This is a genomic window from Nocardioides sp. (assembly GCF_047606145.1).
Lineage (GTDB): Bacteria > Actinomycetota > Actinomycetes > Propionibacteriales > Nocardioidaceae > Nocardioides.
This window is the reverse complement of record NZ_JASGET010000157.1, coordinates 18,463-36,771: the sequence shown is the minus strand read 5'-3', so window position 1 is coordinate 36,771 and position 18,309 is coordinate 18,463. Positions and strand designations below refer to the sequence as shown.

The window sequence follows — 18,309 nt, the reverse complement described above, 5'->3', positions numbered from 1 at the left end:
GCCCACGACGCCTGGGATGCCGACCGGCGGGCGCTGCTGGCGGCGGACCGCCTCGGCCTGGGCGCGCTCGATCCCGCCCGGCCGGTCGGCTCCCTCTCCGGCGGGCAGCGCACCCGGCTCGCACTCGCGACGGCCATCACCCGTCGTCCCGACGCGCTGCTGCTCGACGAGCCGACCAACCATCTCGACGACGAGGCGGTCGACGTGCTCGGCGGGTTCCTGCGAGACCTGCCCGGCGTGGTGCTGGTGGCCAGCCACGACCGGACGTTCCTGGACGAGGCGGTGACCGAGCTGGTCGACCTGGATCCGACCGAGTTCGGCACCGACGGTCGCGGCGGCCGGGTCTTCGGCGGTGGCTGGTCTGCCTACGAGCGGTCGCAGCGCGCGGGCCGGGAACGCTGGGAGCAGACCTATCTCCAGCAGCAGGAGGAGCTCGAGCGGTTGCGCGCCTCGGCCCGGATCGGCACCGACGCGATCGCACCCGGACGCGGGCCACGCGACAACGACAGGTTCATCCATGCCTTCAAGGGGGCGAACGTCGAGCGCACGCTCGCACGTCGCAAGCGAGACGCGCAGCGCCGGCTGGCGCAGGCCGAGCGGACCCAGGTCCGCAAGCCGCGACCCCCGTTGCGGCTGGAGGCGGCTCTCACCGGATCGGCCCAGCCCCATGGCCGAGCGGTGACCGTCCGCGACCTGGTGGTGCCCGGTCGGCTTCGGCTGGACGAGCTCGACGTCGCCGCCGGCGAGCACCTGCTGGTCACCGGGGCCAACGGGGCCGGCAAGTCGACGCTGCTGGGCGTGCTCGCCGGCCGGATCCCGGCGTACCGCGGGATCGTCCAGGTCCGCGCACGGAGGATCGCCGAGCTGACCCAGGATCCGAGCTTCCCCGATCCGAGCCAACGCACCGAGGGTGTCTACCGAGCGGCGGTCGGCGACGAGCTGGCCGAACGGCGCCCGTTGCGCAGCCTCGGCCTGGTGCGGCCGCATGACCTGACCCGGCCGATCGGAGCGCTCTCGGTCGGACAGCGCCGCCGGGTCGCGTTGGCGACGGTGGTCGCCACCGGTCCGGACCTGCTGCTCCTGGACGAGCCGACCAACCACCTCTCGCTGCGGCTGGCCGGAGAGCTGGAGGAGGCCATCGGCGCCGCGGCCGGCACCGTCGTCGTCGCCAGCCACGATCGTTGGCTCCGGGACCGCTGGCAGGGCCCCGCGGTCGAGCTCGGCTGAGCGCGACGGCGTACGGCGTCCGCGCCCCGGTGTCCCGGCCAGTCCGGCCGGTCCCGGCCGACATCTCGCGCGGATGCCGGGGGAGCGGACACCGGCTGGTAGCGTCGGCTCCGACCGGAACATCCTTTAAGCACCGTCCCGTGAGGCGGAGAAGGAGGCCTGGGTGCACAGTCGTGCCACCACACCCGCACTGTTGGTTCTCGAAGACGGGCGGTCGTTCCGCGGCCGATCCTTCGGCGCCGAGGGCGAGACCTTCGGCGAGGCGGTCTTCGCGACCGGCATGACCGGCTATCAGGAGACGCTGACCGACCCGAGCTACCACCGGCAGGTGGTGGTGATGACCGCGCCGCACGTCGGCAACACCGGCATGAACGACGAGGATCCCGAGTCGCGCCGGATCTGGGTCGCGGGGTACGTCGTGCGCGACCCCGCCCGGGTGCCGAGCAACTGGCGCAGCCGGCGCACCCTGGACGACGAGCTCGCCGCCCAGGGCGTGGTCGGCATCTCCGGCGTGGACACCCGCGCGCTGACCCGCCACCTGCGTGAGGCCGGTGCGATGCGGGTCGGCATCTCCACCCGCGAGACCGACCCGGACCGACTGCTCGCCCGGGTCCGCGAGTCCGGGGAGATGACCGGGGCGAACCTCTCCGCGGAGGTCTCCACCGAGGAGGCCTACGTGGTCGCGCCGGTCGGGAAGAAGCGGTTCACCGTCGCGGCGCTCGACCTCGGGATCAAGGACAACACCCCGCGGATGATGAGCGAGCGCGGCATCGAGGTGCACGTGCTGCCCGCGACCGCGACCATCGACGACGTCCTCGCCGTCGGCACCGACGGCCCCGACGGGCTGTTCTTCTCCAACGGTCCGGGCGACCCGGCCGCCACCACCGGCCAGATCGAGTTGCTGCGGGCCGCGCTGGAGCGTGACCTGCCGTACTTCGGCATCTGCTTCGGCAACCAGCTCTTCGGCCGCGCGCTGGGCCTGGGCACCTACAAGCTCAAGTACGGGCACCGCGGCCTCAACCAGCCGGTGCTGGATCGCACTACCGGGAAGGTCGAGGTCACCGCGCACAACCACGGCTTCGCCGTCGACGCCCCGACCGACACCGCCACCGCCACGCCGTACGGCGAGGTGGTGGTCAGCCACGTCAACCTCAACGACGACTGCGTGGAGGGTCTCGAGCTGCGGGTCTCGACCGGATCGACCGGCGAACCCGGCAGACTCAAGGCGTTCTCGGTGCAGTACCACCCGGAGGCGGCCGGCGGGCCGCACGATGCGGCGTACCTCTTCGACCGCTTCTGCGACCTGATGGAGGCGAACTGATGCCGAAGCGTGCGGACATCTCCTCGGTCCTGGTGATCGGCTCCGGCCCGATCGTCATCGGCCAGGCCTGCGAGTTCGACTACTCCGGCACCCAGGCCTGCCGGGTGCTCAAGGAGGAGGGCCTGCGAGTCGTCCTGGTCAACTCCAACCCGGCCACGATCATGACCGACCCGGAGTTCGCCGATGCCACCTACGTCGAGCCGATCACGCCGGAGTTCGTGGAGAAGGTGATCGCCAAGGAGCGCCCCGACGCGCTGCTGGCTACGCTGGGCGGCCAGACCGCGCTGAACTGTGCGGTCGCGCTCGCCGAGCGCGGCGTGCTGGCCTCCTACGGCGTGGAGCTGATCGGCGCCAGCATCGAGGCGATCGACCGCGGGGAGAACCGCGAGCAGTTCAAGAAGATCGTCGCCGAGCTCGGCGGCGAGTCCGCCAGGTCGGTCATCTGCCACTCGATGGACGACCTGCTCGCCGGCGCGGCGGAGCTGGGCTATCCGGTCGTCGTACGTCCCTCCTTCACCATGGGCGGGGCCGGCTCCGGGATGGCCTACGACGAGGCCGACCTGCGCCGCATCGGCGGCGCCGGGCTCGCCGCCTCCCCGACCACCGAGGTGCTCCTGGAGGAGTCCATCCTCGGCTGGAAGGAGTACGAGCTCGAGGTGATGCGGGACGAGGCGGACAACACCGTCATCGTCTGCTCCATCGAGAACCTCGACCCGATGGGCGTGCACACCGGGGACTCGATCACCGTCGCCCCGGCGATGACGCTCACCGACCGTGAGTACCAGAAGATGCGCGACCTGGCGATCGGGATCATCCGGGCCGTCGGGGTGGACACCGGCGGCTGCAACATCCAGTACGCCGTCAACCCGGCCGACGGCCGGCTGATCGTGATCGAGATGAACCCCCGGGTCTCCCGGTCCAGCGCGCTGGCCTCGAAGGCGACCGGCTTCCCGATCGCGAAGATCGCCGCCAAGGTCGCCATCGGCTACACCCTGGACGAGATCCCGAACGACATCACCACCCGTCCCGACGGGAACAGCACCCCGGCCTCCTTCGAGCCGACGCTGGACTACGTGGTGGTCAAGGTGCCGCGGTTCGCGTTCGAGAAGTTCCCGGGTGCCGACCCGGTCCTGACCACCCACATGAAGGCGGTCGGCGAGGCGATGGCGATCGGCCGCAACTTCACCGAGGCACTGCAGAAGGCGCTGCGCAGCCTGGAGAAGGCCGACGCGGTCTTCGACTGGACCCAGGAGGTCGTCGAGCTGGACAAGGCCGCCCTCCTCGAGCGCGCCGGGATCCCGACCGACGGCCGGCTCAAGATCGTGATGGACGCGATCCGCGCCGGCGCCACCGCCACCGAGGTCTTCGAGGCCACCCGGATCGACCCCTGGTTCGTCGACCAGCTGATGCTGATCAACGAGCTGGCCCAGGAGATCATCGGCGCCGACGAGCTCACCCCGGAGCTGCTGCGCACCGCCAAGCGGCACGGCTTCTCCGACGTGCAGATCGGCAAGATGCGCGGGATGAGCGCCGACGTGGTCCGCGGCGTACGGCACGCCCTCGGCATCCGGCCGGTCTACAAGACGGTCGACACCTGCGCCGCCGAGTTCGCCGCCCGGACGCCGTACCACTACTCCTCCTACGACGAGGAGACCGAGGTCGAGCCCCGGGAGCGGCCGGCGGTGATCATCCTCGGCTCCGGGCCGAACCGGATCGGTCAGGGCATCGAGTTCGACTACTCCTGCGTGCACGCCTCGCTCGCGCTGAGCGCCGCCCGGGGCGGCGCCGGCTACGAGACCATCATGGTCAACTGCAACCCGGAGACGGTCTCGACCGACTACGACACCTCCGACCGGCTCTACTTCGAGCCGCTCACCCTCGAGGACGTGCTCGAGATCGTGCACGCCGAGCAGCAGGCCGGACCGGTGGTGGGCGTGATCGCCTCGCTCGGCGGCCAGACCCCGCTCGGCCTCGCCCAGGCACTGAAGGACAACGGCGTGCCGATCGTCGGCACCAGCCCGGAGGCGATCAACCTGGCCGAGGAGCGCGGTGCCTTCGGCCACGTGCTGGCCGAGGCCGGGCTGGTGGCGCCGAAGCACGGCATGGCCACCACCTTCACCGAGGCACGCGAGATCGCCGGAGAGATCGGCTATCCGGTCCTGGTCCGGCCCTCCTACGTGCTGGGCGGACGCGGCATGCAGATCGTGTACGACGACGACGCGCTGCGCTCCTACATCGCCGCCGCCACCGAGGTCTCCCCGGACCGTCCGGTGCTGGTGGACAAGTTCGTCGACGACGCCGTCGAGATCGACGTCGACGCCCTCTACGACGGCAGCGAGCTCTTCCTCGGTGGTGTGATGGAGCACATCGAGGAGGCCGGCGTCCACTCCGGGGACTCCTCGTGCGCGCTGCCGCCGATCACGCTGGGCCAGGCCGAGATCGAGCGCATCCGGGCGGCCACCGAGGCCATCGCCGCCGGGGTCGGCGTACGCGGACTGATCAACATCCAGTTCGCCCTCGGCGCCGACGTCCTCTACGTCCTGGAGGCCAACCCACGGGCCTCCCGGACGGTGCCGTTCGTCTCCAAGGCGACCGGCACCCCGTTGGCCAAGGCGGCCGCCCGGCTGATGCTGGGCGAGTCGATCGCGCAGCTGCGGGCGGCCGGAGCGCTGCCGGCGACCGGCGACGGCGGCAGCCTGCCGCCGACCCAGCCGATCGCGGTCAAGGAGGCGGTGATGCCGTTCAACCGGTTCCGCACCCCCGACGGCGCTCAGGTCGACACCGTGCTCGGCCCGGAGATGAAGTCGACCGGCGAGGTGATGGGGCTGGACGCCGACTTCGGTCGGGCCTTCGCCAAGTCGCAGGCCGGCGCCTTCGGGCCGCTGCCCGCCTCCGGCCGACTGTTCGTCTCGATGGCGAACCGGGACAAGCGCTCGATGATCTTCCCGATCAAGGTGCTCGCCGACTACGGCTTCGAGATCTGCGCCACCGAGGGCACCGCGGAGGTGCTGCGCCGCAACGGTGTGGTCGCCACGGTGGTGCGCAAGCACTCCGAGGGCACCGGCCCGGAGGGGGAGAAGACGACCGTGCAGATGATCCTGGACGGCGAGTTCGACCTGGTGATCAACACCCCGAACGGCTCCGCCTCGGGTAGGAGCGCGCGGGTGGACGGCTACGAGATCCGCACCGCGGCGGTGATGGCCAACATCGCCTGCCTCACCACGGTGCAGGGGTTGGGCGCCGCGGTCCAGGGCATCGAGGCGCTGCGGCGCGGCGACATCGAGGTGCGCAGCCTGCAGGACTGGGCCCGGGAGGCCGGGGCGGCTCACGCCGAGCCGGTGGGACGGTGATCTACCGGCGCGCGTTCGACCAGTTCCTGGTCCGGATGGACCCCGAGCTGGCGCACCGGCGGGCCTTCGCCGCGATCCGGGCCGCCGGACCGGTGCTCTCCCGCCGCCGGTTCCCGGGGACGCCGGTGACCGCGATGGGGCTGCGCTTCCCGAACGCGCTCGGGCTCGCCGCCGGCTTCGACAAGGACGCCGTCGGCATCGAGGCGCTGGGCGGGCTCGGGTTCGGCCACGTCGAGGTCGGCACGGTCACCGCGCGGCCGCAGCCCGGCAACCCGCAGCCGCGGCTCTTCCGGCTGCCCAGCGACCGGGCGATCGTGAACCGGATGGGCTTCAACAACGACGGTGCCGAGGCGGTGGCGCGGCGGTTGCGGGCCAGGTCCGGTCGGCGCGGCCCGGTGCTCGGCATCAACATCGGCAAGACCAAGGTCGTGCCCGACGACGACCAGGCGGCGGTCGAGGCCGACTACGCCTTCTCCACCCGTCTGCTGGCGCCGTACGCCGACTACCTGGTGGTCAACGTCTCCAGCCCGAACACCCCCGGCCTGCGCTCGCTGCAGGCGGTCGAGCGGCTCGAGCCGCTGCTGCGCCGGGTCCGGCGGGAGGCCGACGACGTCAGGCCGGCCGAGCGGGTGCCGCTGTTGGTCAAGATCGCGCCGGACCTCGCCGACCAGGACGTGGTCGCGGTCGCGGACCTGGCGCTCGGCCTGGGCGAGGAGGTGCAGGGGCTGATCGCGACCAACACCACCGTGGCCCGCGACGGGCTGCGCGCACATCCGCGCGATGTCGCCGAGATCGGCGCCGGCGGGCTGTCGGGGGCGCCGCTGCGCGCCCGGGCCCTCGACGTGCTCCGACTGCTCCGCGGCAGGGTGGCCGACCGGCTCACCCTGATCGGCGTCGGTGGCATCACCAGCACCGAGGACGCGGTCGAGCGGCTCGAGGCCGGAGCGGACCTGATCCAGGGCTACTCCGCCTTCATCTACGAGGGCCCCGGATGGCCCAGACGGATCGCCTCGGGCCTGGCTGGTGTGGCCGGCGAGGGGGAGCGATGAGCAGCTTCGGGACACGCTACGTGGAGGCACTGGCCGAGCGCGGCCAGCTCTGCGCCGGCATCGACCCGCACTCCTCGCTGCTGGCCGAATGGGGCCTGCCGGACACCGTCGACGGGCTGGAACGGTTCGCCCTCGGTGCGGCCGAGGCGCTGGCGCCGTACGTGCCCGTGGTCAAGCCGCAGTCGGCCTTCTACGAGCGGTTCGGGTCCCGCGGGATCGCCGTCCTCGAGCGGGTCATCGCCACCTGCCGCCAGGCCGGCGCGCTGGTGCTGCTCGACGTCAAGCGCGGCGACATCGGCTCGACCAGCCAGGCCTACGCCGACGCCTACCTCGACCCCGCCAGCCCGCTGGCCTGCGATGCGGTGACGGTGAGTCCCTATCTTGGGTTCGGCTCGGTGCAGCCGTTCGTGGAGACCGCGGGCCGGCACGACGCCGGCTTGTTCGTGCTCGCGCTGACCTCCAACAAGGAGGCGCCCGAGGTCCAGCACGCGCGGCCCGCCGACCCGGGCGCGGGCAGCGTCGGCGAGCTGATGCTCGACCACCTGCGCCGACTCAACGCCGACGACGAGCCGCTGGGCTCCTACGGCGCGGTGGTGGGGGCGACCGTGAACCCGATGGTCGGCGCCGAACGCGTCGACTTCTGCTTCAACGGCCCGATCCTCGCGCCCGGGTACGGCGTCCAGGGCGGCACCGCCGCGGACATCGGCCGGATCTTCGGGCCGGCGGCGCGGCAGGTGGTGGCGAGCACCAGCCGAGGCCTGCTGCGGGTCGGCCCGTCGGCGACCGCGCTGCGGGACGAGGCGCTGCGGCTGCGCGACGAGCTCGGCACCCCGGGCCGTTAGCCGGGGTCCATCCCCGGACTAGGCTCGCACGCCATGTGGCTCTCCCGGATCGCCGTCGCCGCAACGGCGTTGGTGCTGGCTCCGGCGCTGGTCGCCTGCGGGTCGGGCGGCACCTCGTCGTACTGCTCGGAGGTCTCCGACCAGCAGAGCAAGCTGACCGACACCCTCGCCGGCGGCGACGCGGCCGCACTGCTGGCGGCCCTGCCGATCTTCACCGCGCTGGAGGAGAAGGCGCCGAGCGACATCGCCGATGACTGGCGCACCCTCGTCGACGCGCTCAACGGGCTGCAGACGGCGCTCGACGCGGCGGGGGTCAAGGCATCGGACTACGTCGACGGCAAGCCGCCGGCGGGCACGTCCGCGGCCGACCGTCGGTCGATCCTCAAGGCGGCCGACAAGGTGAGCACCACCGCGGTGCAGGAGGCCGCGGTGAACGTCCAGCAGCAGGCCCGGGACGTCTGCCACACCTCTCTCACGCTGTGAGTGGGTGCCACTCCTTTCACAGGTTTCACCGGTTCACCGGCGAAACTGCCACTTCTCGAGGGTTGCAACCCCCGAGAAGTGGCAGAACAACCGGTGAACCGGTGAAACCGTCCGCCCGAATCACTCAGAGCGAGTAGTCGATGACGCCGCGGATGTTCCGGCCGGCGTGCATGTCGGCGTACCCGGTGTTGATGTCGTCGAGCGAGTAGCGGGTGGTGATCAGCTCGTCGAGCTTGAGCTTGCCCGCGGTGTACTGCTCGAGCAGCCGCGGCATCGCGTTGCGCGGTGCGTCCATGCCGTAGAGCGCACCCTGGATCCGCTTCTGCAGCATGGCCGCCGAGAAGGCGTTGTAGCCCGGGATCACGCCGCCCTCGTCCACCCGGCTGATGCCGGTGACGACCACCGTGCCGGCCTTGGCGATCGCGTCGAAGGCCTGGCCGATGTGCTCGTTGGTGACCACGCCGATGGTCACCACCGCGGAGTCGGCACCCTGGCCGTTGGTGATCGACTTGGCGAACGCGTCGGCCTCGGCGATGTCGGCGAAGACCTCGGTGGCGCCGAAGCTCGGCGCCTGCTCCCGCTTGAACGGCTGTGGGTCCACGGCTATCACATGCGCCGCACCAGCGGCGGCGGCGCCCTGGACGGCGTTCATCCCGACACCACCGCACCCCATCACGATCACCACGTCGCCGGGACGTACGTCGGCCCCGTTGACGGCCGAGCCGTAGCCGGTCTGGACACCGCAGGCGACCAGGCAGGCGACGTCGAGCGGGATGGACGGGTCGATCCTGACCAGCGAGATCTGGTCGTAGACCTGCCAGGTGGCGAAGGTGCCGAGGGCGCCCATCGCGCGGATGTCCTCGCCGTTCTTGTGCATCTTCATGCCGCCCGAGGGCTGGGTGCCCTCCAGGATGGTGGCGCCGCTGTTGCACAGGTTCCCCTGACCGCGCGCGCAGTACTTGCACACCCCACAGCCGGGGATGAAGGAGGTGATCACGTGGTCGCCCTCGGCCAGGCCGTGCACCTGCGAGCCGACCGATCGGACGATCCCGGAGCCCTCGTGGCCGCCGACGATCGGCAGCGCGGTGGGCATGTCGCCGGTGGTGGCGTGGTCGTCGGAGTGGCACAGCCCGGAGGCGACCATCTCCACCAGGACCTCGGTCGGACCGGGGTCGTCCAGATCGACCTCCTCCACCGACCACTTGCCCGGCTGCTCCCGCAGCACCGCGGCCCGTGTCTTGTCTTGCCTCATCCGTCCTCCAGACATCATCGTCCGAGACCCTCGTCGGCCGCGGTTGCGGGCGAACCCGGCTATCTGGCACCGAGTGCCAAGTGAGCCGCAAGTCACACTATGCCCCTCGCCTCGGCACAGTTCAAGGGCGAGGAACGGCGCTCGGGTCGGGGGTGCGATTGCCGCCGTGTCGGCGAGTGACTAGATTGACGCGGGTGCGCCCGACCTGGTCGCCGCGCTTCCTGAAACGACTCGAAAGGGCTTCTTCGTGGCACTCCCTCCGCTCACTCCGGAACAGCGACAGGCGGCGTTGGAGAAGGCCGCAGCCTCCCGTCGGGAGCGGGCAGAGGTGAAGAACCGGCTCAAGACGTCCGGCGCGACGCTGGTCGAGGTGATCGAGGAGGGCCAGACCAACGAGGTCGTCGCCAAGATGAGGGTCGTCGACCTGCTCCAGTCGATGCCCGGCCTCGGCAAGATCCGGGCCCGGCAGCTGATGGACCGCCTCGGCATCGCCGAGAGCCGTCGGGTGCGTGGCCTGGGCGCCAAGCAGATCGCCGCGTTGGCCGAGGAGTTCGGCGGCAAGTGAGCGCGCCCGCGCCGGATCGGCCGCATCGGGCAGCGGAGTCGGACCAGCCGCGGCTGACGGTGCTCGCCGGACCGACGGCCGTCGGCAAGGGGACGGTCTCGGCGGCGGTGCGCACCGATCACCCGGAGGTATTCCTGTCAGTCTCGGCGACCACGCGCAAGCCCCGTCCGGGTGAGCGCGACGGCGTGCAGTACTGGTTCGTCTCCGAGGAGGAGTTCGACGCCATGATCGCCCGCGAGGAACTGCTGGAGTGGGCGACGGTGCACCAGGTCGCCCGCTACGGCACCCCGCGCAAGCCGGTCGAGGAGGCGCTCGCGGCGGGACGCCCGGCGCTGCTCGAGATCGACCTGCAGGGCGCGCGCCAGGTTCGCCGTACCATGCCGACGGCGTTGTTCGTCTTCCTCGCCCCGCCTTCCTGGGAGGAGCTGGTACGACGACTCGTGGGCCGGGGCACCGAGTCCGAGGCCGAACGCGAGCGCCGGCTGGCGACCGCCCGGGTCGAGCTCGCCGCCGAGGCGGAGTTCGATGTCACCATCGTCAATCGCGAAGTTCATCAGGCTGCGGCCCAGTTGGTAGAGTTGATGAGGTTCGGCACCTCGAACCCGACACACCCGACTCCCGAGCAGTGAGGCCTGATACGTGGCTGCCCCCGAAATCGACGCCCAGGGCGTGACCAATCCGTCGATCGACGACCTCCTGGCCAAGACCGACAGCAAGTACAAGCTGGTCCTCTACAGCGCCAAGCGGGCTCGCCAGATCAACGCCTACTACTCCCAGCTCGGCGAGGGCCTGCTGGAGTACGTCGGTCCGCTGGTCGACACCCACGTGCAGGAGAAGCCGCTCTCGATCGCGCTGCGCGAGATCAACGACGACCTGCTGACCTGCGAGGACATCGACCCGGCCGAGCTCGCCGCCGAGGCTGCGGCGGTCGCCGCGGCGCAGGCCGACGACGCCGCCGGCGAGTAGCGCCGACCCGCGAGGATCCGCGCTGTCCGCCGACATGCACGAGGCCGCTTCCCACTCAGGGACGCGGCCCGTGTCGTCTCCGCCCGCGGCTCCTCGGGTGGTGCTCGGCGTGACCGGCGGCATCGCCGCCTACAAGGCCGCTGAGCTGCTGCGCCGGTTCACCGAGTCCGGACACGACGTCCAAGTGGTGCCGACCGCCGCCGCGCTGGAGTTCGTCGGCGCGCCCACCTGGAGCGCGCTGTCCGGCAAGCCGGTGGCGACCGAGGTGTGGGAGAGCGTGCACGAGGTGCCGCACGTGCGCATCGGCCAGGGGGCCGACCTCGTGGTGGTCGCCCCGGCCACGGCCGACCTGCTCGCCAAGGCCGCCCATGGGCTGGCCGACGACCTGCTCACCAACACCCTGCTCACCGCGCGCTGTCCGGTGGTGTTCGTGCCCGCCATGCACACCGAGATGTGGGAGCACCAGGCGACCCGGGCCAATGTCGCCACCCTGCGCGAGCGCGGCGCGGTCGTGGTCGAGCCGGCCGAGGGACGGCTGACCGGCAAGGACACCGGCAAGGGCCGGTTCCCCGACCCGGTCGAGATCTTCGAGCTCTGCCGCGGCATCCTCGCCGGCGGAGGTACGACGCACGACCTGGCCGGACGCCACGTCGTCGTCTCCGCCGGCGGCACCCGGGAGTACCTGGACCCGGTGCGGTTCCTGGGCAACCGCTCCTCGGGTCTGCAGGGCTACGCCCTGGCTCGTGCCGCCGCCGCGCGAGGGGCACGGGTGACCGTGATCGCCGCCAACGTCGCCCTGGCCGATCCGGCCGGCGCGCGAGTGGTGCGGGTGGAGACCACCCGAGAGCTCCGGGAGGCGGTGCTCGCCGCGGCCGCCGACGCGGACGCGGTCGTGATGGCCGCGGCTCCGGCGGACTTCCGGCCGACCGCGGTGAGCGAGGCCAAGATCAAGAAGGCCGCGGACGGCTCGGCCCCGAGCATCGAGCTGGTGCAGAACCCGGACATCCTCGCCGAGATCAGCCAACGACGGGGCCGGACCGGTTCGGTGGTGGTCGGCTTCGCCGCCGAGACCGGTGACGCGACCGGGTCGGTGCTCGAGCTCGGCCGGGCCAAGCTGGCCCGCAAGGGCTGCGACCTGCTGGTGGTCAACGACGTCAGCGGTGGCGCGGTCTTCGGCAGCCCGGACAACGAGGCGGTCATCCTGGCCGCCGACGGTGGCCAGGTCGCCGTACCGGCGGGATCGAAGGCGGCCCTGGCCGAGGTCATCTGGGACCAGGTGGCCGTCCGGCTGGCCGACGCGCCGCGTTGAGATCTGAGACGCCCCGGGTGGGGCGGTGGGAGCCGGCGGCTAGGGTGTCGAGGACAGGATCGGCAGTGAACGGGAGAGATCGAACGTGACCGGACGTCTATTCACCTCCGAGTCGGTGACCGAGGGGCACCCGGACAAGATCGCCGACCAGATCAGCGACACGGTGCTCGACTACCTGCTGGCGCACGACCCGAAGAGCCGGGTCGCGGTCGAGACGCTGCTCACCACCGGGCTGGTGGTGGTGGCCGGCGAGGTCACCACCGAGGCCTACGCCCCGGTGGCCCAGTTGGTGCGGGAGAAGGTCCTGGAGATCGGCTACGACAGCTCCGAGAAGGGCTTCGACGGCAACTCCTGCGGTGTCCAGGTCGCGATCGGCGCGCAGTCTCCCGACATCGCGCAGGGAGTCGACGACGCCTACGAGGACCGCGTCGAGTCCTCGGTCGACGACCTCGACCGGCAGGGCGCCGGGGACCAGGGGCTGATGTTCGGCTACGCCTGCGACGACACCCCCGAGCTGTTCCCGCTGCCGATCAAGATCGCGCAGACGCTCTCCGAGCGGCTCTCCGCGGTGCGCAAGGACGGCACGCTGCCCTACCTGCGGCCCGACGGCAAGACTCAGGTCACCATCGAGTACGACGAGGAGAACCGGCCGGTCCGCATCGACGCCGTGGTGCTCTCCACCCAGCACGCCGACGACATCGATCTCGAGCAGACGCTGACCCCCGACATCCGCAAGCACGTCATCGAGCCCGTCCTGGAGCAGTTCCGGGACAGCGTGCCCGCCGACGGGCACAAGCTCTACATCAACCCGACCGGGCGGTTCGTCATCGGCGGGCCGATGGGCGACGCCGGCCTCACCGGCCGCAAGATCATCGTCGACACCTACGGTGGGATGGCCCGGCACGGTGGCGGCGCCTTCTCCGGCAAGGACCCGTCGAAGGTGGACCGTTCCGCGGCGTACGCGATGCGGTGGGTCGCCAAGAACGTGGTCGCCGCGGGTCTGGCGCGGCGCTGCGAGGCGCAGGTCGCCTACGCGATCGGCAAGGCGCACCCGGTCGGCGTCTTCATCGAGACCTTCGGCACCAACACGGTCGGCGTGGAGGAGATCCAGCGGGCGGTCCTCGAGGTCTTCGACCTGCGCCCGGCGGCGATCGTGCGCGATCTCGACCTGCTGCGCCCGATCTACGCCAAGACGGCCGCCTACGGCCACTTCGGCCGCGAGCTGCCGGAGTTCACCTGGGAGCGCACCGACCGCGCCGAGGCGCTGCGGGCCGCCGCCGGCGTCTGATCCGATCGGCCTTCCCGCGAGACTGCTGCGCCCCGGGACTCGGGTGCACGGTCGCCGACGCGTTCACGGGTCTGGTCCGGTCGCCCGAGGATCACCGGAAGCCCGACACGCGTCCCGCGACCCTGTCCCGCGGCGTTGTCGGGGGTCGCTGGTAGAAAGTCGGCCATGACCGATCCGCAGTCGCGCAGCCCGGGGCCCGCTCCGGCCGAGCTCGAGCTGCCGGGACTGGTGCGCGACCGGGTCAGGGAGGGCCGGGCCAAGGCGGCCGCGACCCGGGCCCGCAGGGCGGCCGAGGCGGAGATCGCGGAGGTCGACCCGGTCGCCCGGGTGCTGGTCGAGCTGCCGCTGGCGCACCTGGATCGGAGCTTCGACTACGCGGTGCCGGCGGCGATGGCCGGGGATGCCCGACCCGGTGTGCGGGTCAAGGTCCGGTTCGCGGGGAAGGACGTCGACGGGTTCGTCCTGGCCCGCACGACCGCCTCCGACCACGACGGCAGGCTGCAGCCGCTGCGACGGGTGGTCAGCCCGGAGCCGGTGCTCGATCCCGCGATCGCGGAGTTGAGCGCACAGATCGCGCGGCGCTACGCCGGGACTCGGGCCGACGTGCTGCGGCTGGCGGTCCCGCCGAGGCACGCCGGCACCGAGCAGCGCCCCAGCGTCGGGTCGTCCGCTCCTCCGGGCTGGGATCCGACGGCTGCCGAGCGGGCCTGGGCGGGCCACGAGCCCGCGACCGCCTTCCTGCGCCATCTGGCCCGCGGTGGCTCGCCGCGGGCGGTGTGGCATGCGGCGGCCGGGACCGACCAGCCGACGCTCGTCGCGCATGCGGTCGCGGCGGCGCTGTCGTCGGGTCGCGGCGCGGTGGTCGTCGTACCCGATCATCGCGACGTACGCCGGTTCGACGCCGCGCTCGACGCCGTCCTCGGGCCCGGCCACCACGTCGCGCTGACGGCCGACGCGGGCCCGGCGGCGCGCTACCGCGACTTCCTCGCCGTGCGTCGGGGGGCGATCCGGGTCGTGGTGGGGACCCGGGCGGCGGCGTTCGCGCCGGTGCACGACCTGGGGCTGGTGGTCTGCTGGGATGACGGTGACGACCTGTTCGCCGAGCCCCGGGCGCCGTACCCACATGCGCGCGCGGTGCTGGCGATGCGCGCGGAGGCGGCGGGCGCGGCCGCACTGTTCGGCGGGTTCGCCTGCTCGGTCGAGGACGACCAACTGGTGCGCACCGGCTGGGCGCACCGGATCCGGCCGACCCGCGACCTGGCCCGGGCCCGTGTCCGGGTCGAGATCGCGGGTGCCACCGACTTCGAGCTGGAGCGGGATCCGCTGGCCAGGGTCTCCCGGGTGCCGCGGCAGGCTCATCGGCTGCTGCGCGAGGCGTTGACGCGGGGCCCGGTGCTGGTGCAGACGCCCCGCCGGGGGTATGCCGCCGCGCTCGCCTGCGAACGATGCCGTACCCCGGCCCGGTGCGGCCGCTGCCAGGGCCCGCTGCGGCTGCCCGGAGCGGCCGCGCCCCCGGAATGCGGTTGGTGCGGCCGGGTGGAGGAGGCATGGTCCTGTGCGGTCTGCGGCTCACCCGGACTGCGTGCGCCGGTGATCGGGGAGGCCCGGACCGCGGAGGAGCTCGGCCGGGCCTTTCCGGGGACCCGGGTGATCGCCTCCGCCGGTGGCGGGGTCGTCGATCGGGTCCCGGACACCCCGGCGCTGGTCGTCGCCACCCCGGGTGCCGAGCCGTACGCCGAGGGTGGCTACGCGGCGGTGCTGCTGCTCGACACCTGGCTGCTGCTCGGCGGGCCGGGGATGCGGGCCGAGGAGGAGGCGCTGCGGCGATGGAGCAACGCCGCAGCCCTGGTGGCGCCGGGCGGGGTCGTGCTGGCGGTCGGTGAGCCCGCGTCCGCCCCGCTGCAGGCACTCCTCCGCTGGGACCAGCCGGGGTACGCCGCCCGGGAGGCGGCGGCACGGGCCCAGGCCCACCTGCCGCCTGCCTCCCGGTTGGCGACCCTGACCGCCGAGGCCGGGCCGCTGGACGACGCACTGACGGTGCTCGCCCTTCCCGCGAGCGCCGAGGTGCTCGGACCGGTCCAGGTGGGCGACGAACGCTGGCGCGCGGTGGTGCGGGTGCCGCCCGCCGAGGGGGAGGCCCTGTGCCAGGCTCTGGGGGAGCTGCAGCGCGTACGGTCCGCGCGCAAGCTGGAGCCGGTGCGGGTCCAGGTGGATCCGGCCGAGGTCTGAGGCGCGTTCCAGAACTCGCCCGGGATCCTTCTCCGGCCTGGGCCGCCCCGCGCGGCCTACTGGACGAACTCGAACAGTCGACGACCAGGCTCGAGCGGCGCCGGACGACCGGTGAGTCTCCACATCCCGACCGACGGATGGCTGCGGCGATCGAGCTCCGCATAGAACTCCTCGTCGAACCCGGCCGCGGTCAACCATCTCCGCACCTGGCTGTTGCGGTCATGGGGGACCCGGCCGTGACTCCAGACCAGCAACCCATCTGCCGCACATAGGTGAGGGGCCGCAGCGATGGCCCGCTCCACGTCCGCGGTCGCCAGGTTGCCGAAGATGCCGACCAGCAGGACCAGATCGGCCGGTACAGCACCCTGATACGCGTCGGTGCTGCCGGCATCCACCTCGCGGACCTCCACGTCGGCCCCGGTCAGCCGGCCGGCCTCCCTGGCGCGGGCGGCCAGCACGGGGTCGATCTCGAGTAGGACGACGCTGACACGCGATGCGTCGTCGCGGTGGGCGAGCACGTCGAGGACGTCACGGCCGTCGCCGGCGCAACTGCTCAGGATCCGCACCGCACCCGGATGCTCGTCCAGGAACTGCGACACGAGTGAACGAACCACGCCGAGCCGCCACGACATCGATGAGTCCGGATCGTCATAGATCCGATGCCACTCGACGTAGTTCCTCAGTTCAGCCACCAGGACATCCTGCCCCACAGCGGGCCGTACCGACTCGACGACCGTGAGGGGGAGCCAGACTCGATGACGGTATCCGGGGCCGGGCCGCGTGCCGGTCAGCCTGCTGCGGTGTCGGGGTTCGCTGGTAGAAAGTCGGGCATGACCGAGTTCCGTACGCCGCCGGCACCGGAGCCTGGGCTGCCCGGAGCGGTGCGGGACCGGGTCAGAGAGGGCCGCGCGGAGGGAGCGCTCCGGGTCTCGGAGGAGCCCGAGGTGGAGATCGCGGTTGCCCGGACGGCCGGTCCGCTCTGGCGGAGCATGAGAGTTCTTGCGGTCGGGGTGCTCGCGGTAGCCCTGCTGGAGGGTTGCGGTTCGATGGGGACCGATCAGAACTATACGAACTCGTGCCCAGGTCCGCTCACCTATTCGGGTCACCTCTACGGCTTCAGGCAGGCCTCTGATTCCACCCCCGGGTCTCGACTGGGATTCGGACGGGTGGCGGACTGCGCCAGTGACGGAAAGTCGAGTGACGAGCATGGTGTGACGGTCTACGAGCTCAACGGCATACGTCCCAAGATTGGGGTTGTGGTGAAGGACGCGCAAGAAGACACGGTGTCGGTCTATGTCGCCGATGGCGTCTCCCGGCGCCGCCAGTGCGAATTGGGTCTGCGTGCCTGCTGACGACTGGTTGGGTGGCCGCGCGTCGGATCGGGCAACGCCGAAGAAGGTTGGCTCTTCCCGGGGTTGGGTGACGATCCTTGCGGTCGGGGTGCTCGCGGTAGCCCTGCTGGAGGGTTGCGGTTCGATGGGAACGGACGAGAATTACACGTACTCCTGCCCTGGTCCGGTAATCTATCACGGAGAAATATATTTCTTTCGTCGCACCGATGACGACGCGGCACGGTCGAAGCTCGGTGCGGCCAGAGTGTTGGACTGCGCGAGCGAAGGGAAGTCGGGCGACCAGCACGCGGTCACGGTTTATCGGTTCACCGGGGTACGCCCGAAGGTCGGGATCGTGGTTCGGGATGCCAAGGAAGACACGGTGTCGGTCTACGTCGCCGATGAGGTCTCCCGGCGGCGCCAGTGCGAATTGGGTCTGCGCATCTGTTGACTGCCGTTTCTACGGCCGCACGAGTCCTTATCAGCAGGTGTATCGTAGGCGCGTGAAGACACGCTCGCGCAGCGTCGTACCTCTCAGTTTGGGCATCGCCGTCTTGGTGGCAGCGTTGGGTGCGTGCGGTGGCGAGAACGACGCCGGTCTCGCGGCGAAGAGGTCTTCCACCGATGCGTCGGGTGTGGATACGGACGTCGAGTTTGCGAGCTATCACCGCAGCGCTCCCTGGGGGACCGGCGATAGCGCCGCGCTCGAGGGAAGGATCGATGTGAAGCACGGCTGCGTCGCGACGTTCACCTCGGACGGCCGGACGGTCATCCCGGTTCTTCCCGACGATACGACAAGCATCTCGGATGACGGTAACGCGATGGTAGTCGAGGGCCGGTCCTATCAGTTCGGGACGAATGTCACCTTCTCCGGCGGTTATTTTATGTCATCCGAGCGGGACTGGAACATTCCGAAGAAGGCTTGCAGGATGGGTGATGGAGGATACTTCTTGGTCTCGGGAGACTAGCGATATCAGGTGGATCGACGGTCGGCGTGACGCGGCGTTCCCATCTCAAGTCCGGTGTCTTCTCGGCTCGATATCATCGGCGGCAAACGTCGGCGATGTCGTCTGACGGCGTCACGCACTCGGTCTCGG

At 71.4% G+C, this 18,309-nt stretch carries 17 protein-coding genes; 15 read left to right on the top strand and 2 right to left on the bottom strand.

What is annotated here, in order from left to right; translation table 11 throughout:
• From QM638_RS21795 to QM638_RS21770, 6 genes are all read left to right on the top strand, one after another.
• The coding region (locus tag QM638_RS21795; protein WP_415145561.1) for an ATP-binding cassette domain-containing protein at positions 1-1,227 on the top strand (1,227 nt) is incomplete at its 5' end.
• A gap of 163 nt (positions 1,228-1,390) precedes the next feature.
• Complete coding sequence (gene carA / locus QM638_RS21790) at positions 1,391-2,548, top strand: glutamine-hydrolyzing carbamoyl-phosphate synthase small subunit (RefSeq protein WP_415145559.1); 1,158 nt, start codon at positions 1,391-1,393, stop codon at positions 2,546-2,548.
• A complete protein-coding gene (gene carB / locus QM638_RS21785) occupies positions 2,548-5,898 on the top strand; it encodes a carbamoyl-phosphate synthase large subunit (protein WP_415145558.1) in 3,351 nt (1,116 codons plus the stop codon). The genes carA and carB overlap by 1 nt, the downstream gene beginning before the upstream one ends.
• Complete coding sequence (locus QM638_RS21780; protein ID WP_415145556.1) at positions 5,895-6,947, top strand: quinone-dependent dihydroorotate dehydrogenase; 1,053 nt, start codon at positions 5,895-5,897, stop codon at positions 6,945-6,947. Before carB ends, QM638_RS21780 begins: the two co-directional genes overlap by 4 nt.
• Positions 6,944-7,789 carry an orotidine-5'-phosphate decarboxylase gene (pyrF, locus tag QM638_RS21775; protein WP_415145554.1) on the top strand — a complete coding sequence of 282 codons (846 nt, stop codon included), beginning with the start codon at positions 6,944-6,946 and terminating at the stop codon, positions 7,787-7,789. The genes QM638_RS21780 and pyrF overlap by 4 nt, the downstream gene beginning before the upstream one ends.
• Positions 7,790-7,822: 33 nt before the next feature.
• Entirely contained in the window at positions 7,823-8,272 is a 450-nt protein-coding gene (locus QM638_RS21770; protein WP_415145552.1) for a hypothetical protein, read from the top strand.
• Positions 8,273-8,396: 124 nt separating this feature from the next.
• On the opposite strand, the gene QM638_RS21765 is transcribed toward QM638_RS21770, so the two are convergent.
• A complete protein-coding gene (locus tag QM638_RS21765; RefSeq protein ID WP_415145550.1) occupies positions 8,397-9,524 on the bottom strand; it encodes an NDMA-dependent alcohol dehydrogenase in 1,128 nt (375 codons plus the stop codon).
• Positions 9,525-9,771: 247 nt separating this feature from the next.
• Between QM638_RS21765 and mihF the strand changes: the two genes are divergently transcribed.
• The 6 genes from mihF to QM638_RS21735 all read left to right on the top strand — a co-directional run bounded on the left by mihF (position 9,772) and on the right by QM638_RS21735 (position 15,881).
• Positions 9,772-10,089, top strand: coding sequence for an integration host factor, actinobacterial type (gene mihF, locus QM638_RS21760; RefSeq protein WP_415145548.1), 318 nt, complete (start codon positions 9,772-9,774; stop codon positions 10,087-10,089).
• A complete protein-coding gene (gene gmk, locus QM638_RS21755) occupies positions 10,086-10,718 on the top strand; it encodes a guanylate kinase (protein ID WP_415145546.1) in 633 nt (210 codons plus the stop codon). The genes mihF and gmk overlap by 4 nt, the downstream gene beginning before the upstream one ends.
• A gap of 10 nt (positions 10,719-10,728) precedes the next feature.
• Positions 10,729-11,055, top strand: a complete 327-nt coding sequence (rpoZ, locus tag QM638_RS21750) for a DNA-directed RNA polymerase subunit omega (protein ID WP_415145544.1) — start codon at positions 10,729-10,731, stop codon at positions 11,053-11,055.
• A 97-nt stretch (positions 11,056-11,152) separates the two neighbouring features.
• Positions 11,153-12,364 carry a bifunctional phosphopantothenoylcysteine decarboxylase/phosphopantothenate--cysteine ligase CoaBC gene (gene coaBC / locus QM638_RS21745; protein ID WP_415145563.1) on the top strand — a complete coding sequence of 404 codons (1,212 nt, stop codon included), beginning with the start codon at positions 11,153-11,155 and terminating at the stop codon, positions 12,362-12,364.
• Positions 12,365-12,449: 85 nt separating this feature from the next.
• Positions 12,450-13,652: a methionine adenosyltransferase gene (gene metK / locus QM638_RS21740; RefSeq protein WP_415145542.1), complete on the top strand. Its 1,203-nt coding sequence runs from the start codon at positions 12,450-12,452 to the stop codon at positions 13,650-13,652.
• Between the two features lie 165 nt (positions 13,653-13,817).
• A complete protein-coding gene (locus QM638_RS21735) occupies positions 13,818-15,881 on the top strand; it encodes a primosome assembly protein PriA (protein WP_415145540.1) in 2,064 nt (687 codons plus the stop codon).
• Positions 15,882-15,937: 56 nt separating this feature from the next.
• Here QM638_RS21735 and QM638_RS21730 read toward each other — a convergent pair whose 3' ends face one another.
• Positions 15,938-16,573, bottom strand: coding sequence for an SAM-dependent methyltransferase (locus tag QM638_RS21730; protein ID WP_415145538.1), 636 nt, complete (start codon positions 16,571-16,573; stop codon positions 15,938-15,940).
• A gap of 138 nt (positions 16,574-16,711) precedes the next feature.
• Between QM638_RS21730 and QM638_RS21725 the strand changes: the two genes are divergently transcribed.
• Genes QM638_RS21725 through QM638_RS21715 form a run of 3 tightly spaced genes read left to right on the top strand, consistent with a single transcriptional unit; the run spans position 16,712 to position 18,180 of the window.
• Positions 16,712-17,233, top strand: a complete 522-nt coding sequence (locus QM638_RS21725) for a DUF6281 family protein (RefSeq protein ID WP_415145537.1) — start codon at positions 16,712-16,714, stop codon at positions 17,231-17,233.
• Complete coding sequence (locus tag QM638_RS21720; protein ID WP_415145535.1) at positions 17,223-17,663, top strand: DUF6281 family protein; 441 nt, start codon at positions 17,223-17,225, stop codon at positions 17,661-17,663. The genes QM638_RS21725 and QM638_RS21720 overlap by 11 nt, the downstream gene beginning before the upstream one ends.
• Positions 17,664-17,715: 52 nt before the next feature.
• The gene (locus QM638_RS21715; protein ID WP_415145533.1) at positions 17,716-18,180 is read left to right on the top strand and encodes a hypothetical protein; all 465 of its coding nucleotides are present in this window, start codon (positions 17,716-17,718) and stop codon (positions 18,178-18,180) included.
• Positions 18,181-18,309 lie beyond the last annotated feature (129 nt).

What these genes read in the sequence shown, in the direction of transcription:
- pyrF (WP_415145554.1), top strand. Translation starts at nt 6,944, where the DNA reads ATGAGCAGCTTCGGGACACGCTACGTGGAGGCACTGGCCGAGCGCGGC.
- QM638_RS21765 (WP_415145550.1), bottom strand. Translation starts at nt 9,524, where the DNA reads ATGAGGCAAGACAAGACACGGGCCGCGGTGCTGCGGGAGCAGCCGGGC.
- QM638_RS21770 (WP_415145552.1), top strand. Translation starts at nt 7,823, where the DNA reads ATGTGGCTCTCCCGGATCGCCGTCGCCGCAACGGCGTTGGTGCTGGCT.
- carB (WP_415145558.1), top strand. Translation starts at nt 2,548, where the DNA reads ATGCCGAAGCGTGCGGACATCTCCTCGGTCCTGGTGATCGGCTCCGGC.
- QM638_RS21725 (WP_415145537.1), top strand. Translation starts at nt 16,712, where the DNA reads ATGACCGAGTTCCGTACGCCGCCGGCACCGGAGCCTGGGCTGCCCGGA.
- QM638_RS21735 (WP_415145540.1), top strand. Translation starts at nt 13,818, where the DNA reads ATGACCGATCCGCAGTCGCGCAGCCCGGGGCCCGCTCCGGCCGAGCTC.